This window comes from Microbispora catharanthi, assembly GCF_006334915.2.
Lineage (GTDB): Bacteria > Actinomycetota > Actinomycetes > Streptosporangiales > Streptosporangiaceae > Microbispora > Microbispora catharanthi.
The window spans coordinates 207,786-225,661 of the sequence record NZ_VDMA02000014.1; the positions used below are offsets into that span (position 1 = coordinate 207,786).

12 protein-coding genes are annotated in these 17,876 nt (G+C 71.9%); 3 read left to right on the forward strand and 9 right to left on the reverse strand.

Annotated features, from left to right (window positions below; all coding sequences use genetic code 11):
* Positions 1 to 9: 9 nt before the first annotated feature.
* From FH610_RS25570 to FH610_RS25595, 6 genes are all read right to left on the reverse strand, one after another.
* Positions 10 to 1,401: a class II fumarate hydratase gene (locus FH610_RS25570; RefSeq protein WP_139577357.1), complete on the reverse strand. Its 1,392-nt coding sequence runs from the start codon at positions 1,399 to 1,401 to the stop codon at positions 10 to 12.
* 21 nt (positions 1,402 to 1,422) lie between these two features.
* Entirely contained in the window at positions 1,423 to 4,311 is a 2,889-nt protein-coding gene (locus tag FH610_RS25575) for an NACHT domain-containing protein (protein WP_139577358.1), read from the reverse strand.
* Positions 4,308 to 5,702, reverse strand: coding sequence for a serine/threonine-protein kinase (locus FH610_RS25580; RefSeq protein WP_139577359.1), 1,395 nt, complete (start codon positions 5,700 to 5,702; stop codon positions 4,308 to 4,310). Before FH610_RS25580 ends, FH610_RS25575 begins: the two co-directional genes overlap by 4 nt.
* A 42-nt stretch (positions 5,703 to 5,744) precedes the next feature.
* Positions 5,745 to 7,214, reverse strand: a complete 1,470-nt coding sequence (locus tag FH610_RS44640; protein WP_139577360.1) for a serine/threonine-protein kinase — start codon at positions 7,212 to 7,214, stop codon at positions 5,745 to 5,747.
* A 98-nt stretch (positions 7,215 to 7,312) separates the two neighbouring features.
* Positions 7,313 to 8,965, reverse strand: a complete 1,653-nt coding sequence (locus FH610_RS25590; protein WP_139577361.1) for a fumarate hydratase — start codon at positions 8,963 to 8,965, stop codon at positions 7,313 to 7,315.
* 299 nt (positions 8,966 to 9,264) lie between these two features.
* Positions 9,265 to 10,227 (reverse strand): DMT family transporter, encoded by a 963-nt coding sequence (locus FH610_RS25595; protein ID WP_139577362.1) that lies wholly within the window; start codon positions 10,225 to 10,227, stop codon positions 9,265 to 9,267.
* Between the two features lie 67 nt (positions 10,228 to 10,294).
* Between FH610_RS25595 and pdxR the strand changes: the two genes are divergently transcribed.
* Positions 10,295 to 11,674: a MocR-like pyridoxine biosynthesis transcription factor PdxR gene (pdxR, locus tag FH610_RS25600; protein ID WP_139577363.1), complete on the forward strand. Its 1,380-nt coding sequence runs from the start codon at positions 10,295 to 10,297 to the stop codon at positions 11,672 to 11,674.
* Here the strand turns inward: pdxR and FH610_RS25605 are convergent.
* Both FH610_RS25605 and FH610_RS25610 read right to left on the reverse strand, forming a co-directional pair.
* Positions 11,664 to 12,875 (reverse strand): MFS transporter, encoded by a 1,212-nt coding sequence (locus FH610_RS25605; RefSeq protein WP_139577364.1) that lies wholly within the window; start codon positions 12,873 to 12,875, stop codon positions 11,664 to 11,666. The genes pdxR and FH610_RS25605 overlap by 11 nt on opposite strands.
* Positions 12,876 to 12,956: 81 nt before the next feature.
* Positions 12,957 to 15,347 (reverse strand): LuxR C-terminal-related transcriptional regulator, encoded by a 2,391-nt coding sequence (locus FH610_RS25610; protein ID WP_240809187.1) that lies wholly within the window; start codon positions 15,345 to 15,347, stop codon positions 12,957 to 12,959.
* Between the two features lie 104 nt (positions 15,348 to 15,451).
* Here FH610_RS25610 and FH610_RS25615 point away from each other — a divergent pair, with 104 nt between their 5' ends.
* A complete protein-coding gene (locus tag FH610_RS25615) occupies positions 15,452 to 16,099 on the forward strand; it encodes a DUF1707 SHOCT-like domain-containing protein (protein ID WP_240809188.1) in 648 nt (215 codons plus the stop codon).
* A gap of 4 nt (positions 16,100 to 16,103) precedes the next feature.
* Here the strand turns inward: FH610_RS25615 and glpX are convergent, their stop codons facing one another.
* Positions 16,104 to 17,132, reverse strand: coding sequence for a class II fructose-bisphosphatase (gene glpX / locus FH610_RS25620; protein ID WP_139577366.1), 1,029 nt, complete (start codon positions 17,130 to 17,132; stop codon positions 16,104 to 16,106).
* A 146-nt stretch (positions 17,133 to 17,278) separates the two neighbouring features.
* Between glpX and FH610_RS25625 the strand changes: the two genes are divergently transcribed.
* Positions 17,279 to 17,872, forward strand: coding sequence for a TetR/AcrR family transcriptional regulator (locus FH610_RS25625; RefSeq protein WP_139577367.1), 594 nt, complete (start codon positions 17,279 to 17,281; stop codon positions 17,870 to 17,872).
* Positions 17,873 to 17,876 lie beyond the last annotated feature (4 nt).

Sequence of the window (17,876 nt, forward strand, 5' to 3'; positions counted from 1 at the left end):
CCCGCCTTCCTATGTGGGGCTGGTCATGGACAGCACGTCCAGCGCCTGGTCGAGCTGCTCCTCGGTCAGCGCGCCGCTCGCCACGTGACCGCGCTCGATGACGACCTCCCGGATCGTCTTGCGCTCCTTCAGCGCCTGCTTGGCGATCTTGGCGGCCTCCTCGTACCCCACATATCGGTTGAGCGGGGTGACGATCGAGGGCGACGACTCGGCGTACTCGCGCAGGCGCTCCACGTTGGCGGTGATCCCGCCGACGCACCGGTCGGCGAGCAGCCGCGACACGTTGGCCAGCAGCCGGATCGACTCCAGCACGTTGCGGGCCATCACCGGCAGCATCACGTTGAGCTCGAACGATCCCGAGGCCCCGGCCATCGTGATCGCGGCGTCGTTGCCCACGACCTGCGCGGCCACCATCGTGACGGCCTCCGGGATCACCGGGTTGACCTTCCCCGGCATGATCGACGAGCCCGGCTGCAGGTCGGGCAGGTTGATCTCGGCCAGCCCGGCGCGCGGGCCCGACCCCATCCAGCGCAGGTCGTTGGCGATCTTGTTGAGCGATACGGCGATCACCTTGAGCATGCCCGACAGCTCGACCAGGCCGTCACGCGCGCCCTGCGCCTCGAAGTGGTCCCTGGCCTCGGTGAACGGCAGGCCGGTCGTCCGGCTCAGCTCGGCGATCACGGCCTGTGCCCAGCCGGGACCGGGCACGTTCACGCCGGTGCCCACGGCCGTGCCGCCCAGGGGCAGCTCGGCCAGGCGCGGCAGCGCCGCCTGAAGCCGTTCGAGCGCCAGCTCGACCTGGGTGGAGTAGCCGCCGAACTCCTGGCCGAGCGTGACCGGCGTCGCGTCCATCAGGTGGGTGCGGCCCGACTTCACCACGTCGGCGAACTCGGTCGCCTTCTCCTCCAGCGCGGTCGCCAGGTGCTCCAGCGCGGGCGTCAGTTCGTGGACCACGGCGTACGTCGCCGCGACGTGGATGGAGGACGGGAAGACGTCGTTGGACGACTGGGCGGCGTTGACGTGGTCGTTGGGGTGGACGGCCCGGCCGAGCCGCTCCTGTGCCAGCGTGGCGACCACCTCGTTCATGTTCATGTTCGACGAGGTGCCCGAGCCGGTCTGGAAGACGTCCACGGGGAACTGGTCGTCCCAGCGACCCTCGGCGACCTCCTCGGCCGCCTCCTGGACGGCCTGCGCCATGTCCTTGTCGATGACGCCGTACTCGGCGTTGACCTTGGCGCAGGCGGCCTTGATGCGGGCGAGCGCCGCGATGTGCGGCGGCTCGAGCCCCCGGCCGGACACCGGGAAGTTCTCCACCGCCCGCTGCGTCTGGGCCCGCCACTTGGCACGGGCGGGCACCCGGACCTCGCCCATGGAGTCGTGCTCGATGCGGAATTCGTCCATGCCTCAGTCCTTCGGCTCTTCCTACGGCACGTTCCTGCCCGGATCCGCGTCTTCTGAACGGTCGGTCTCGACCACCGCGTCGGGCAGCTCAGAGCCCGTCGCCCTCCGAAAGGCCGCCGCGACTCTTTCGGGGTCGTTACGGTACTCATCACGCAGGTCTGCCGTGATCGCCTCGATCGTCTCCCGCATTCCCCTGGTGAGCCGCCACGCGGCGGCCAGGTGCTCCACGGCCTCTTCGCTGTAGCTGAAGAGTTGGGCGGCGGAGCGGAGGTCCGCGGCCATGATCGCCGGCTCGGCGGCCTCGGCCAGCCCGTCGAGTTCCCGATCGCCACGAAAATGCACCATGTTGAGTGTGTGAGGACTCGGCGGGGTCCCCTCCTCATCCCAACCGGGTTCGAAGCCGCCTACTCGCCGGTGGTCGCCGTCGCCGATGTACCGGACGATCAGATCGCGGTTGCCATGCTGGAATATCCGCTCGACCTGGAAGTGCCGGACCAGGCTCTCGAAGGCCTTTCCGCTCAGGCGCGCGTACCAGAGAGACGTCAGGTGAGGCCAGGAGCGGACGGGGTGTCCGTCGCCGGGGAACAGCCGGCCAGCGGTGATTCCGTCGGCGACGAGGGAGGCGAGGACGACCAGGTTGGCCGTGTAATAGGCGCACCGGGTGACGAACGTGTTCCTCCCGGGCCGGTAGTCGGCGTAGCTCTGGTCGGTCCGGGTCTCGGCCCCGTGCAGCAGGCGGACGAGCAGGTCGGTCGCGGGCTCGCGGTCGAGGGCGGGCAGCAGGTCGCGGAGGAACTCCACGGTCGGCTGCCGCTCGGTCAGCAGTGAGAACGACAGCAGCGCGTGGAGGAGCCCGTCGTCCGGCTGCGGGGGAGCGAAGAACGGATCGGCCGCCGCCGCCGTCTCGCGGGCGACCATGCCGCGCAGGACGTCGCGCGTCATCCGCGCGACGAGGTACTCGCCGAAGGTGGCGTGCAGGAACTCGTAGGTCTGGAGTTTGGCGCCGTCCCTTTCCGCGGACGCCTGATGGACGAAGAAGAACTTCCCGATCACCCGGTCGGCTCGGGAGAGGGGCGCCTGGAAGCTCGTGGTCTGGGCCGCCTGAGCCGGGAGCAGCGCGGTCAGGTCTCTGTTGAGGCTCTTGGTCGTGACCCACTGCCTGCCGCGGTTGAACATCGCGAACGCCGCGACGGCAAGGGTGCGCAACTCCAGCTCCACGGCCTGCGCCGCCGCCGTCTCCGGCAGTCCCGGCTGGTGCTTGTCCACCTCGCGCCGGGCGAAGCGGGTCAGCAACCGCTCGTACAGCTCGGCCTGGCCGAGCCCGGTCTCGCCGCGCCGCAGGGCGTTGGCGTCGGCGTCGTACAGCGCGAGCATCAGCAGCAGCAGCGGCTGCGACGCCAGGTCGCCGTGCGCCAGCGCCGTCTCCGGCGGCAGTGGTTCCAGGCCGTGCGCGGTGAAGTAGTCCTGGTTCGCGGCGTTCCACACCGCCAGCCAGCGGCGGACCTGCTCCACGCTGAAGGGTTCGAGCCGGATCGTCAGGCACCCCGGCGGGAAGCGCATCCGGTCGGCGACGGCCGTGCGTGTGGTCACGAGCACGACCGCCGGGCGGCCCAGCTCCGCCTCCCGGCGCTGGAAGTCGGCCACCCGGCTCAGATAGTCGGACCGGTGGACGCCCGTGGCCTGGAGCAGCTCGTCCAGCCCGTCCAGCATGATCACCGGCAGCGCGCCGTCCGCCGACCGCGCCAGCTCAGGCCAGCTGAGGTGCTCACCGGTGGCCTCCCGCACCGCGGCCTCGATCTGCTCCTGGATCGTCCCGTCGGCAGGCACCTCCCGCAGCGGCACGCGCACCGGGAGATAGTCGCCGGCCGGGAGGCGACCGGCCAGGATCTTGGTGAGCACGGACTTCCCGGCACCGGGCTGGCCCAGCACGACCAGCGGCATCCTGGTGGCCTCGGGCGAAGTGAAGTGGCGGGCCAGGAAGCCTGCGATGTCGTCGCTCGGCTCCCTCTGGTCCCACCACGATTCTGCGCTGGGATCGTCCTGCGTTCCGTACTCGGCCGGCCGGAAGCGCGGGTTCACGTACGCCTCGACGAGGGTGGGCATGCGCATGCCCGAGGGGACCTCACCGGACTGCGCGATCGGCCGATCGAGGACGGCCCGATGGGCGCGCGACAGCGTGTGCCGGTGCTCCGGCGTCCTGGTGCGGGCGGCGACCTCGGTGAGCAGTCTCTCCAGCTCGCCGAGGCCCGTGGTCACGTGCCTGCGCTCGATCGCGTCACGCCACAGTGCGAACTCGGGGATGTCCGAAGCCAGCCGCCGGTGGAGTTCCTCGTATCTCCGGCAGGCGGCCTCGGGCAGTTCCTCCTCGATCGCCCTCTTGGCGCGTGCCCATTCGGTCGCGTCCAGCCGGTCGCGGACCGCAAGCCCCGAGACGAACCTGGTCAGCGCCGACGCGAGCCCGTGGTGGTAGGCCTCGATCGAGCCGAGCATGTCCGCGTAGGAGCGATCGGCCCGGAAACCGGCCGGCGCGATCCTCATCAGCGTGTCGACCATCGATCCCGGTCGTGGGCCGGCTCCGGCCAGTGCCGCCTCCTCGGCCCCGGTGAGGCGGAGTTCCTTCGGATCGAACGGCAGGCGCAGCTCGTCGAGGGCCTCGAAGAACGCCGCGACGACGAGGACGGCCTGGGCCGCCTCCAGCCGGGCCGTACGGTCATACCGGTTCAGGCCCGTCACCCGGTCGCGAAGCACGCCGGTCGCCTCGCCCGCCAGCCGTACGGCCTCGTCCTTGATGTCGAACAGGGACAACACCGGTACGGCATCGATCAGGGTGCCGGTGAGGGCCTTCACGACCTTGCTCTCCTGCCCGAGCAGGCGGACGGCGTCGGCGTAGCTGATCCCTTTACGAATCATTTGGCGAAGATGAAGACGCCCAGGAGGATCAGCGCGAGGACGCCGACGAGCACGATCCCCATCGTCACGAGCACCCGGGCCTGCGTCTTGGCGTCCGGGCCGGTGGGTCCTTGCATTGTGAACAGGTCCGTGCCCAGGCTGGGCGGCCTCCCCGGGACGGGCGGACCGGCGGGAGGCCCCGGCATGACGGGCGCGGGACGGTCGGGACGATTCTCGGCGACGGGGCCGGGGAGCGGGGGCGTCGCCGGTCCCCGCCCGGGCAGCCTGCCGGGCACCGTGGTGCTGTGCCTGTCGGCGGCCTCGGGGACGGGCTCGCCTGCGCCGGCGTTCCGGGACTGGCCAGGGGGCGGGGAAGGCAGGCGGAGGCCGCCTGCGGGGCGGGGGACGACCATTGTGCGGTTCGCGTCGTCCTCGTCGCCTTCGGTCATGTTCTCTCCAGGGGGTGGGGCGACGGCCGCTGCGGCGGCCGAGCCGTCGCCGTCGGGGCGCGCCTTCGCGGCACCTGTGGGCGCCGGGGCGGGCGTGGGGGGCGGGGGCGGTGCCGGGGGCACCGCGGGGATGGAGCCCGTGGGGGTGTCGGCGATCAGGCGCAGCATCGCGGCGGCGCGCTCCGGCGTGAGGCGCGCGGTGTGGTCCTTCACCAGCAACCCCTCGAGGACCTGACGCAGCGGCCCGGCCTGGGCGGGTGGGTCGGCCTCCTCCGTCATCAACGCGGCCAGCGTCTCGCCGACGGTCGAGCGCTCATAGGCCGGTCGTCCCTCGACGGCGAAGTACAGCGTCGCGCCGAGCGACCACAGGTCGGACTCGGGGCCGGTGTAATCGCCCCTGGCCCGCTCCGGGGCGGTGTATCCCGGCGAGCCGATCACCATGCCGGTCTGGGTGAGTGCGTGGTCGCCCAGCGCCTTGGCGATGCCGAAGTCGGTCAGCACCACTCTGCCGGTCTCGGTCAGCAGCACGTTCGCCGGTTTGACGTCGCGGTGCAGGATGTCCTGGGCGTGGGCCGCCCGCAGCGCGCCGAGCAGGTCGTAGCCGATCTCCGCGACCAGACGCGGCGGCAGCGGCCCCTCTTCGTCGATCACCTGTTCCAGCGAGCGGCCCTCGACGAGCTCCATGATGATCCACGGGATGCCGTCGGACACGATCACGTCGTGGATGGTGGCGACGGAGGGATGGCTGACGCGCGCCGCCATGCGGCCCTCGCGCATCATGCGTTCGCGCAGCTCCTGCCGTTGCCGTGGGCTGAGCGAGGGGTCCTGGCGGATCTCCTTGACCGCGATCTCCCGGCCCAGTGACCGGTCGTACGCCCGCCAGACGGTGCCCATGGTGCCCCGGCCGATGCGGGTGCGCAGCTCGTAGCGGTCGGCGAGCGGCCGAGGGTGCTGTTCCGGCATATCTAGAAAGATAGCGATTCCACCTTGGAAATCGCTTTCTGGTTACTTGATGAAGATTCTCGGCCAATACCGGCGCGGGAGCAGGATCTTGATCATCTTTGCCACGTGCCGCATCATGGGGATGCGTACGACGTGGTGGAGGGCGGGCTCCGGCGGCTTGCGGTGCAGGCCCTCGCTCGGCCGCCGCCGCTGGGACGGCACGGCCGGCGTCTCCCGCGAGTAGCCGTAGTCGCGCGGATAGCCGCGGTGGCCGGACTGCCCCGGCTGCCCCGACTGCTGGTGCGGGCCGCTGAAAGAGCCGCTGTGTGGGCCGCTGAGCGGGCCGCTGTGCCGCAGCTGACCGCTCTGGCTGAACTGTCCATACTGTCCGGACTGCCCGTGCGGGCCGTACAGGTCGTACCGACCCGAGGTGTACAGGTCGTATCGCCCGGAGGTGTACGGGTCGTACGGATGGGGCTGGGCGTACTCCCCGGGCCGGTGCGGCTGGCCGTACGACCCCTGCTGGCGGTGGGGCCCGGAGTCGCGGTCGCGCGGGGTCACCTTGGGCGTGGGCCGTGAGTCGGCCCGATGCTGTCCCCGCTGGCTGCGCTGCGGCGGCTTGCGGGGTTCGGGAGCGGTGGGCTGCGGGGCGGTGGGCGGCGGCGTGGGCCGGCCGGCCCGCAACGGGGACGCGAACGGGTCCTCGGCCGAACCTCCGGCGGCGATCCTGGACAGCGCGTGGGCCGCGCGGACGCCGTCGAGCCTGGCCGCGGGGTCGATCTGGAGCAGGCCGCGAAGGACCGGGGCGAGCGGCCCCGCCTTGTCCATGGGGATCGGAGCGCCGCTGGTCAGCGCCGCGAGCGCGGCTGCCGCCGTACGGCGGCCGTGCAGGCCGCGGCCCTCGACGGCGGTGTAGAGGGTGGCCCCCAGCGACCACAGGTCGGCCGCCGGGCTCGCCTTGTCGCCGAGGACGCGTTCCGGGGCGATGTACCCGGCGGAGCCGAGGACGATCCCGGCCTGGGTGATGGAGGCGTCGCCCTCCAGTGCGGCCAGCCCGAAGTCGGTCAGCACCGCCCGGTCGTCGTCGGTCACCAGCACGTTGCTGGGCTTCACGTCCCGGTGCAGGATGCCCTTGGCATGCACGGCGCGCAGCGCGCCGAGCACCTGCCTGCCGATGTCGGCCACCCGGCGCGGCGGCAGCGGGCCCTCCTGACGGATCAGCTCCTCCAGCGACCGCGCCCTGAGCAGCTCCATCACGATCCAGGGGCGGTCGTCCTCGGTGATGACGTCGAAGACCGTGATGACCGAGGGGTGGGCGACCATGGCGGTCGCCCGGCCCTCGCGTTCGGTGCGCGCGCACAGCTCCGCCCGCAGGTCCTCGTCGAGGACCAGGGGGAGCCGCACCTCCTTGACAGCCACCTCGCGGTCGAGCAGCTCGTCACGCGCGCGCCACACAGTGCCCATCCCGCCGCGCCCGACCGGCTCGATCAGCCGATAGCGCGCGGCTAACAGGTATCCGGACGGCGCACGCATGGGTGGCAGCTTACCGATTTGTGTAGTGCGACCTGTAGAGACCATGCCGGGAAATTGTTGAGATCTTCTGTCAAAGATCCTGACAACCTCCCTGTAGATCACCGCCTCCCGATGGTAAGGACGGGACCGGTCGTGTCGGCGAAGAAGTCGTTGCCCTTGTCGTCGACGACGATGAAGGCCGGGAAGTCCACGACCTCGATCTTCCAGACCGCCTCCATGCCCAGCTCCGGATATTCCAGGACCTCCACCTTCTTGATGCAGTCCTGGGCCAGCCGGGCGGCCGGGCCGCCGATCGAGCCGAGGTAGAAGCCGCCGTGCTGCCGGCACGCCTCGGTGACCTGCTTCGACCGGTTGCCCTTGGCCAGCATCACCATCGAGCCGCCCGCCGCCTGGAAGCGCTCGACGTACGAGTCCATCCGCCCGGCGGTGGTGGGGCCGAAGGAGCCGGACGCGTAGCCCTCGGGGGTCTTGGCGGGGCCGGCGTAGTAGACGGCGTGGTCCTTCATGTACTGCGGCATGTCCTCGCCGGCGTCGAGCCGTTCGGCGATCTTCGCGTGGGCGATGTCACGGGCCACGACGAGGGGGCCGGTGAGCGACAGCCGGGTCTTCACCGGATACTTGCCCAGCTCGGCGAGGATCTCCGGCATCGGGCGGTTGAGGTCGACGCTGACCACGTCGCCGCCGAGGTGCTCGTCGGTGGTGTCGGGCAGGAAGCGGGCGGGGTCGGTCTCCAGCTGCTCGAGGAAGACGCCCTCCGGTGTGATCTTCGCCAGCGCCTGCCGGTCCGCGCTGCAGCTCACCGCGATGGCGACCGGGCAGGACGCGCCGTGCCTGGGCAGCCGGATGACGCGCACGTCGTGGCAGAAGTACTTGCCGCCGAACTGCGCGCCGATGCCCAGCTTCTGGGTCAGCTCGAAGACCTTCTTCTCCATCTCCAGGTCGCGGAAGCCGTGCCCGCTCGGCGAGCCCTCGGTGGGGATGGAGTCGAGGTAGCGGGCCGAGGCGTACTTCGCCGTCTTCAGGGCGTACTCCGCGCTGGTGCCGCCCACGACGATCGCCAGGTGGTACGGCGGGCAGGCGGCGGTGCCGAGCGAGCGGATCTTCTCCTCCAGGAAGGCGAGCATGCGCTTCTCGTTGAGCACCGCCTTGGTCTCCTGGTAGAGGAACGACTTGTTGGCCGAGCCGCCGCCCTTGGCCATGAACAGGAACTTGTATTCGTCCGGGTGGCCGTTCGGGTCCTCGGCGTACAGCTCGATCTGGGCCGGCAGGTTGGAGCCGGTGTTCTTCTCGTCCCACATGGTCAGCGGCGCCATCTGCGAGTAGCGCAGGTTGAGCCTGGTGTAGGCGTCGTAGACGCCCCGGCTGAGGTGCTCGGCGTCGCGCCCGTCCGTCAGCACGTGCCGGCCGCGCTTGCCCATGACGATCGCGGTGCCGGTGTCCTGGCACATCGGCAGCACGCCGCCGGCCGAGATGCTCGCGTTCTTGAGCAGGTCGAGGGCGACGAAGCGGTCGTTGCCGCTCGACTCGGGGTCATCGACGATCTTGCGAAGCTGGGCCAGGTGGGATGCCCGCAGGTAGTGCGAGATGTCGTGGATCGCGGTCTCGGTGAGCAGCCGCAGGGCCTCCGGCTCGACCTCCAGGAACCTGCGCCCGGCGGCCTCGGTGACCCGCACCCCCTCGCTGGTGATCAGGCGGTACTCCGTCTCGTCCGGTCCAAGCGGGAGCAGGTCGGTGTAGTCGAACTCCGGCATCGTCCTCGGTTCCTCGTGGTCTGCCTGGTGGGGCGCGCCCGGCGTGCGGACCGCCCATGGTCTTTGCACAGCGTACGGCGCGCGGGCGGCGGTCATCATGTCCGGGCTGTGAGTAGGTTTTGAGGAACTTCATACTGAATATTCGACCACAAAGCGGGATAATTAAGACATAGGACAGTAGAGGGGAGGGGTCATGAACGCCGAAGTATGGGTCATGGTCATCTTCGCGATCGGCATTCTCGTGGCCCTGGCGGTGTCGCTGCTCACGCTCGTGCTGCGGCAGGTCAAGGACGGCGACATCACGTGGTTGTCCCCTCCCGGGGCGCGAGCGACGCCACGCGAGGAGCCGCGGCCAGCTGAGCAGCCTGCCGAACGGGCGGCTGAGCGGGTGGCTGAGCGGGCAGACGCGGTGAGGGCGAGCGGAGCCCGAGGGCGATCCCGCTGATCACGAGGGCCGCTCCCGCCAGGTCGGCCGCGGAGGGGACGGCGATCCCCAGAAGGGCGGCCGTGGCGAGCGCGCCGACGGGGATCATCCCGGCGAACAGCCCGGCCCGGTCCGCGCCCAGGTGGGGCAGCGAGCGGTACCACAGGAAGAACGCCACGGTCGTCACCACCAGGGCGAGGTAGGCGAGGCCGCCCGCCTCCGCGGCGGTCGGCGCGCGCAGCACGTGACGGCCGTCCAGGGCGATGCCCGCCAGCAGCAGGAACGGCACCGCGAGCGCGGCCGTCCAGGCCGACAGCCTGACGGGACCGATCAGCGGCAGCAGCGGCAGGGCCAGCAGCGAGAAGCAGAGCTCGCAGACCAGGGCGCCAAGGGACCACAACAGCCCGGTCAGGTTGCCGCTGCCGGCGCCGGTCGCCAGAGAGGCCCCGGCGACCACCACCAGACCCGCCGCCACGACGCGCGGGGACGGCCGGGCACCCGTGAAGATCGGGCCCACAAGGGCGAGCGCCAGTGGCACGGTGCCGAGGACGATGCCGGGCAGCGCGGGCCCGGCCGCGCGGGTCGCCTCGACCACGCAGACGTTGAACAGCACGAGCCCCGTCAGCGACAGCGCGGCGAGCAGCGCCCATTGCCGCGGCCGGAGCCGCACGAGGCCGAGGCCGCGCGCCCGGGCGACGGCGAGCAGGATCACGGCGGCGAGGGCGTAGCGGAGCGCCTGACCCCCGTAGACCGGATAGTCCGCGATAACGCCGGAGACCGCCGCCAACGTCCCCACGAGGAACATCGCACCCGCAGCTCCGGCCGCATGAGTGTTCATGTCAGGTGATGCTAGGGACGGATTGGTCCTGGTTCATGGTCCAATCGATGGCCGTTAGTGTGGGCCAATGGCCGATCTTCATCTCATGGTCGACAGAGCCGCCGGCGGGCTCGCCGGGCAGATCGCCCGCGAGGTGCGCGAGGCAGTCCGGTCCGGGCGGCTCGTCCCCGGCGTCCGTCTGCCCGCCACCCGCGACCTCGCCCGGGATCTCGGCCTGTCGCGCGGCGTGGTGGTCGAGGCGTACGAGCAGCTGGTGGCCGAGGGAGTCCTCGAATCCAGAACGGGCGCGGGCACCAGGGTCGCGGCGGGGGCCGGGCGGCAGGCCGCCCCCGGGCGCCCCGGGGACGAGCGGGAGAGCTGCTGGCCCCACTACGGCCATCGGCCCACGTCGCCGGATCTCGGCCTGTTTCCCCGGCAGGCATGGCTCGCCGCCGTCCGTCACGTCCTGGCCACGCTGCCCAACGACGCGCTCGACTACGGCGACCCCGGCGGTGTGCCGGCACTGCGCCGCGAACTCGCCGCGTACCTCGGCAGGGTGCGCGCGGCCGACGCGTCAGCGGACGACGTCGTGGTCGTGACCGGGGTGGCTCAGGGGCTCAGCCTCGTCGTCCAGGCCCTGGCGCGCGACCGGGGCCGCGGGATCGTCCTTGCCGTCGAGGACCCGACGAGCGCGCGTCAGCTTCCGCTGCTCCGGCGGGCCGGGGCGGACATCGTCCCCGTGCCCGTCGACAGCGAGGGGATCGTCGTCGGGGCCCTGCCGGGCGACGCCGACGCCGTGGTGGTCACTCCCGCGCACCAGTACCCGACCGGCGTCGTCCTGTCCCCGGCCCGCCGCGCCGCGCTCGTCGACTGGGCGGCCCGCACAGGCGCCCTCGTATTGGAAGACGACTACGACGCGGAGTTCCGCTTCGACCGCGACCCCGTCGGGTGCCTGCAGGGCCTCGCGCCCGACCGGGTCGTGCTCGCCGGCAGCGTGAGCAAGGCCCTCGCCCCGGGGCTGCGGCTCGGCTGGATCGCGGCGCCCCCGCGCGTCGCCCGTGCCGTACGGCTCGCGCGCGGGGAGTTCGACCTCGGCTCGCCGGTCATCGACCAGTACGTGCTCGCCCACCTCATCGACGGCGGGGCGTACGACCGGCACCTGCGCCGGATGCGCCGGGAGTACCGGCGGCGCAGGGACGCTCTCGTCGGCGCCCTGGCCGAGGACCTGCCCTGGATGAACGTGCGCGGCATCTCGGCCGGGCTGCACCTGTACGCCGAGGTGGACGACGGGGGCGACCCGTCCGGCCTGGCCGAGGCCGCCCGCGCCGTGGGTCTGTCCGCAGAGGTCGTGACGTCGGCCCACGGATCGCCGGGGCTGGTGCTCGGCTTCGCCCGCCTGCCCGCCCACCGTGTCGCCGAGGCCGTACGCGCCCTGGCGGGGAACGTCGAGGGGGATGTCAGGGGGTGACGACGGTGGTCGCGGTGGCCGGGTCGGCCGTACGCGGCTGGAAGCCGCGCGCGAGCAGGATGATCGCGGCGGCGAGGACGAGCGGCGCGGCGAAGGCGACGCGGAAGCCGGAGGCGTCGGCGAGGCCGCCGACGAGCGCGGCTCCGACGATGAACCCCACGTAGTTGAACATGTTGACCCGGGCGATCGCCACGCCCGTGCCCGCGGGGTCGAGGCGGCCGGCCGCGGAGAACGACTGCGGGGCGACGACGGACAGGCCGATCCCGGTGAGGGCGAAGCCCGCGATCGCCAGCGGCACCGTCGGGGCCGCCACGATCGCGACGAAGCCCAGCGTCGCGACGGCGCCCCCGGCGCGCACGATGGCCGCCGGGCCCCACCTGCGCACCGCGAAGTCGCCGCCGACGCGCACCAGGAACGTGGTGAGCTGGTAGGCCCCCAGGGCCAGCGGGATCACGGTCGCCGAGGCGTGCAGGACCTTGTCCATGAAGACGGTGCCGAAGTTGGAGACCGACGAGTCGCCGACGTAGAGGAACGCCATCGCGAGGCAGAGAGGGATGATCGGGCGCCACGCGACCCCGGCCGGCCTGCCGGCGCCCGCGTCCTGCGCCCGGACCACGGCCGCGACCGCGTGGTGCTCCTCCTCCGGCCGGTAGAGCCGGAGCGAGGACAGGACGGCGACGACGGCGGCCGGGACGAGGGCGATCGAGAACGTGACGGGCAGGCCGAGGCCGAGCGTGGCCGCCGCGGAGGCCCACAGCGACCCGATGACCGCCGCCACGCTCCACAGCGCGTGGAACCCGGTGAGCACCGCCCGGCCGTACTCGCGTTCGACCGCGACGCCCTGCATGTTCATGCCCGCGTCCACCCCGCCCAGGCCGAGGCCGAACAGGACGTTGGCCACCACCAGCATGGGGACGTTCGGGGCGAGGCCCGCGAGCACGACGGCGGCGCAGGCGAGCGGCTGCACCAGGCGCAGGATCAGGCGGCTGCCCCACCGGGACGCGGCGGCGCCGGCGAGCGCGCTCCCGGCCCCCGCGATGAGCGGGACGACGAGGAGCAGGATGGTCAGCTCGCCGTCCGACAGGCCGTGCTTCTTCTGCAGCGCCGCCACCTGGGTGAGCAGCGTGGCGAAGGTGAGGCCCTGGACGAAGAACACCGCGAACGTGGCGAGCCGCGCCTGCCGGTCGCGAGGAGTGGGCACCGGTCCTCCACGAACATGAGGGGGGTTCAAGTTTTCGCCAGCGTAGGAGCCGCCACCCGCCCGGTCAATGGGGTGAGCGGGTCAGGACCGGCCGCTCGCTTCGCGTGCGGCCATCCAGGCGGCGATCTGGGCCCGGGAGGCGAAGCCGAGTTTGTCCAGGATGTGCTCGACGTGGCCCTCCACGGTGCGCTGCGAGATGACGAGGGTGGAGGCGATCTCCTTGTTGCTCCGTCCCTGGGCGATCAGCTCGGCGATCTCCTGCTCACGCCGGGTGAGCGGGGACGGCTCGGCCGCCGAGACCGCCCTCGTGGGGCGGCCGGGCGGCGTGGGCTCGGCCTCCGCGACCGTCTCGTCCGCGCGCGCAGGCCCGCCCGCGGCGCGCTCGCCGAGCGCCTCCCCGATCGCCTCGTCCATCGTCAGCCGGTTTCCCCTGCGGGTCTCGCGGCTCAGGGCCCGGTCGCCCAGGCTCGTACGGAGACCGGTCAGGCACCGCTCGTGGAACTCGGCGAACCGCTTGTCGCGGGACGGCGTCAGGCCCACCGTACGGCCGATCTCCTCCGAGGCCGCGAGCAGCCGGGCGGCGCAGGGGTGGCGGCCTTCGCCGGTCTGCACCCAGGCGATGACCTCCAGGTTCAACGCGATGTTCATCCGGTCGCCCAGGTCGCGGCCGAGAAGGAGGGCCTCGCGTGCCATCGCCAGCGCGCGGACGTTCTCCCCGCCCTGCCACAGGTGGACGGCGAAGATCGTGAACACCCAGGCCCGGCCGGAGCACTCGCCGTGGGCCTCGGTCAGCGCGAGAGCGCGCTCGAACAGCTCCGTGGCGCGGGCCCGGTCGCCGAGGTAGCCGACGCCGGCCGCGAGCGTGATCAGGGCGACCAGCAGGCCGCTCAGGTTGCCGACGGCCTCCTCTTCAGCGACCGCCCGTTCCAGCAGCGGGATGCCCCTCGCGTAGTCGCCCGCGTAGTGCTCCGCCATCCCGGCGACCAGGGACGTCTGGGCGAGCGCTTCCGGGTCGCCCAGTTTCTCGGCGAGTGCCCGGCTTTCCGCCAGCAGACGCCGGCCCCTGTCGGTGTCGCCCTGGGTGAGCACCAGTTCCGCGTCGGCGCACAGCGCCAGCGCCCGCAGGACGGTGGGCTCGGGCGCCGCCCACAGCATGCGGTCCAGCCAGTGACGGCCCTCGTTGTAGTACGCGTTGGCAAGCCAGCAGGGGTCGGTCAGGCAGAGGGCCATCCGCAGCCCGGCCTCCGCCTCGCAGGGCTCCTGCAGGCAGAAGTCCATCGCGGCGCGCAGGTTCGCCTGCTCCAGGTCGAGCCGCCTGAGCCAGGAGAACTGGTCGGGGCCGAACCACTCGGCGGCCGCCTGCCGCGACAGCAGGAGATAGTGATCCCGGTGCCGCCGCTGGAGCGACCGGCGCTCCGCCGGCCCGCCGAGCCGCTTGCGGCCGAACTCGCGCAGGGTGTCGAGCATGCGGTAGCGGACCGTGTCGGAGTGCTCCTCGCGCAGCAGCAGCGACTTGTCCAGCAGCGCGTCGAGCAGGTCGAGCACGTCGTCCCGTTCGATGCCGCCGCCGGTGCACACCGCCTCGACGGCGTCCAGGTCGAAGTGAGAGGGAAAGATCGACAGCCGGGTCCACAGCGTCCGCTCGGCGCCGGGCAGCAACTGGAAGCTCCAGTCGACCAGCGCGTGCAGGGTCTGCTGACGCGGCACCGCCGTACTGCTGCCCCCGGTGAGCATGCGGTAGCGGTCGCGCAGGCGCTCGACGAGCGCGTTCACCGACAGGGCCCGCAGCCGCACGGCGGCGAGTTCGATGGCCAGGGGGATGCCGTCGAGCTGGCGGCACAGCTCGGCGACGGCCGCCTGGTTGTCCTCGGTGACGGTGAAGCCGGGCAGGACCGCCGCCGCCCGTTCCGTCAGCAGGCTGATCCCGTCGTACAACTCCAGAGACCTGCGGCTGAGCGGCCGGTCCGGCTCGGGGACGGGCAGCGGCGAGATCTTCATCTGGTGCTCGCCCGTGATGCCGAGCGACTGCCGGCTCGTCGCGAGGATGCGCAACTCGGGGGCCGTGCGCAGGAGCCGGTCGGCGAGCACGGCGCAGGCGTCACGCAGGTGCTCGCAGTTGTCCAGCACGAGCAGGGTCCGCTGCGAGGACAGCACGTGCTCCAGCGCGTCCACCGGGCAGGCCGCCGGCTCGTCCCGCACGCCCATGGTCGCCGCCACCGTCTCCGCCACGAGCGCGGGATCGGTGACGGTGCTGAGGTCCACCAGCCAGACGCTGTCGAACGCGCGGCGCTGCTCGGCGGCCGCCCGCAGGGCCAGCCGGGTCTTGCCGACGCCGCCCACACCCGTGAGGGTCACCAGACGCGACGCCGAAAGCAGCCGCCTGATCTCGGCCAGCTCACGCCTTCGGCCGACGAAACTCGTCAAGTCGGCCGGAAGGTTGCCGACCTGCCGTGTCACCGCCCCCGCGACCACCTCCTCACGCTAAGCGGCCGCGAAGTCCCTGGTCAATGCCGGGTTCGACGTCGGCGCCGCGTCGCGTGGTGACCGGCGCGCGTCGACCGCTTACTCTCGATGGTGTGAGCAGCAGCGAGTCCTCAGCCGTGAAGTGGATCTCCGCCTTCCTCTCGCCGCGCACCCCGGACACGCCCGACCCTGCCCTGCTGCGGGCCTCCGACGCCGATCGGGAGCGCATCGTCGCGGTGCTCGCGGACGCCGTCGCCGACGGGCGGCTCACGCCGCTGGAGCACGAGGAACGGGTGGAGCGCGTCTGGGCCGCGCGGACCCTCGGCGAGCTGGCCGAGCTGACCGTGGACCTGCTGCCGCCGGAGAGCCAGCCGTTCCGGATGGACAGCCGTCCCGTCACCGCCTTCTTCCGTACGGAGACCCGTGGCGGCCGGTGGGTCGTGCCCTCCCAGGTGCCGGTGACGTCCCTGGGCGGCACGGTCACGATGGACCTGTGCGAGGCGCTGCTCCAGTCGCGGCACGTGGTGGTGCAGCTCGCCGTCATGGCCGGCACGGTCAACCTGACGGTCCCCGAGGGTGTGCGGATCGTGACCGCCCCGGACGCCCGTGTCCGGTCGCTCAGGAACGAGGTGCGGCTCCCGCCGGGCGCGACCGGCTTCGCGCCGGACGCGCCCGTGATCGAGCTCGCCGGGTTCGTCTTCGGCGGCAAGGTCGTCGCCCGCTCGCCGAAGCGCCCCCGCCGCCGCCTGTTCGGCCGTTGAGGTCTTACACGGCTGTGTCGAAGTTGATGGCGCTGTAGGCGCCGAGCTTCCAGAGCTGGTGCTCGCTCTCGATCTTGCGGATCGTGCCCGACCGTCCCCGCATGACGAGGGAGTGCGTGACCGCCGCCCCGCCCTGGAACCGCACGCCGTGCATCAGTTCGCCGTCGGTGATGCCGGTCGCGGCGAAGAACACGTCGTCGGAGCGTACGAGGTCGTCGGTCATGAGCACCTGGTCGAGGTCGAGCCCGGCGTCGAGGGCCTTGCGGCGCTCCTCCTCGTCGCGCGGCCACAGCTTGCCCTGGATGACGCCGCCCATGCACTTGAGCGCGCAGGCGGCGACGATGCCCTCGGGCGTGCCGCCGATGCCGAGCATCAGGTCGACGCCGGTGCCGTTGCGCGCCGCCATGATCGCGCCGGCCACGTCGCCGTCGGTGATGAAACGGATCCGGGCGCCGGTCTCCCGGATCTCCTTGACGATCCGCTCGTGCCGGGGCCGGTCCAGGATCACCACGGTGACGTCGGACGGTTTGGCGCCCTTGGCCCGGGCCACGGCGCGGATGTTGTCGGCGACCGGGGCGTCGATGTCCACATGCTCGGCCGCCTGCGGGCCCGTGACGAGCTTCTCCATGTAGAAGACCGCGGACGGGTCGTACATCGAGCCGCGCTCGCTGACCGCGATCACGGAGATCGCGTTGTTCATGCCGAGCGCGCACAGCCGGGTGCCGTCGATCGGGTCCACGGCCACGTCGCACTCGGGGCCGGTCCCGTCGCCGACCTCCTCGCCGTTGTAGAGCATCGGGGCGTTGTCCTTCTCGCCCTCGCCGATCACCACGACGCCCTTCATCGAGACCGTGTTGATCAGCTGGCGCATGGCGTTCACGGCGGCGCCGTCCGCCCCGTTCTTGTCGCCGCGTCCCACCCAGCGCGCGGCCGCCATCGCCGCCGCCTCGGTCACCCTGACCAGTTCCAGAGCCAGGTTGCGGTCGGGTGCGTGTTCCCCCGTCGCCAGAGCGGCCGGTACGTGATCAGCCATTGATCCCCTTTTAGGTAGGTGCCGTTCTAGCGATCGTAGTTCGCGAAACCCTTCTTGTCCGATTGGTCTGAACCTGTTGGGCCAGGTAGAAGGCCATTTACGGGCGCGGACCCCCGGAAAGGACGGGTCGGAGATATCGTCGCCGCATGAGCGGCGACACCGAACGACCAGTGACGACGCGCACGTCGGAGCGCGGCGCGGCGACCCGGGGAGCTCTCCTGGACGCCGCGAAGGAGACGTTCATCACGAGCGGCTTCGCCGAGGCGGGCGTCACCGACGTCGTGGCCAGGGCCGGCGCCAGCGTCGGCAGCCTGTACCACCACTTCTCCGGCAAGGCCGATCTCTACCTGACGCTGTTCGAGGAGTTCCAGAAGCGGCAGACCCAGCGCACCCGGCAGGCCGTGCAGGAGGCCAGGGCGGCCGGGGAGACCGACCCGATGCCCCAGTTCCTCGCCGCCGCGCGGGCCTACCTGGAAGGCTGCCTCGCCGAACGCGATCTCGCCGCGCTCTTCCTGCGCGGCGACGCCCCGCCCGGGTTCGAGGTCATCATGCGCGACCGCCTCCGGCAGTGGGCCAGGCGCACCGCCGCGCTGTTCGAGCACGAGGACGCCCTGGTCGTCGTCGTCACCGGCGCCCTGGCGGCCGTCGTGCAGGAGGTCACGCTGTCCGACGACCCGGAACGGGCCCGGAAGATGGCCGAGGACGCTCTTCGCATCATCGGCGATATTCGGCACCCGTGACGGC

Excerpts from the sequence above, each read along its gene's own strand:
- FH610_RS25570 (WP_139577357.1), bottom strand. The coding sequence starts at position 1,401 with ATGGACGAATTCCGCATCGAGCACGACTCCATGGGCGAGGTCCGGGTG.
- FH610_RS25575 (WP_139577358.1), bottom strand. The coding sequence starts at position 4,311 with ATGATTCGTAAAGGGATCAGCTACGCCGACGCCGTCCGCCTGCTCGGG.
- FH610_RS25580 (WP_139577359.1), bottom strand. The coding sequence starts at position 5,702 with ATGCCGGAACAGCACCCTCGGCCGCTCGCCGACCGCTACGAGCTGCGC.
- FH610_RS44640 (WP_139577360.1), bottom strand. The coding sequence starts at position 7,214 with ATGCGTGCGCCGTCCGGATACCTGTTAGCCGCGCGCTATCGGCTGATC.
- FH610_RS25590 (WP_139577361.1), bottom strand. The coding sequence starts at position 8,965 with ATGCCGGAGTTCGACTACACCGACCTGCTCCCGCTTGGACCGGACGAG.
- FH610_RS25595 (WP_139577362.1), bottom strand. The coding sequence starts at position 10,227 with ATGAACACTCATGCGGCCGGAGCTGCGGGTGCGATGTTCCTCGTGGGG.
- pdxR (WP_139577363.1), top strand. The coding sequence starts at position 10,295 with ATGGCCGATCTTCATCTCATGGTCGACAGAGCCGCCGGCGGGCTCGCC.
- glpX (WP_139577366.1), bottom strand. The coding sequence starts at position 17,132 with ATGGCTGATCACGTACCGGCCGCTCTGGCGACGGGGGAACACGCACCC.
- FH610_RS25625 (WP_139577367.1), top strand. The coding sequence starts at position 17,279 with ATGAGCGGCGACACCGAACGACCAGTGACGACGCGCACGTCGGAGCGC.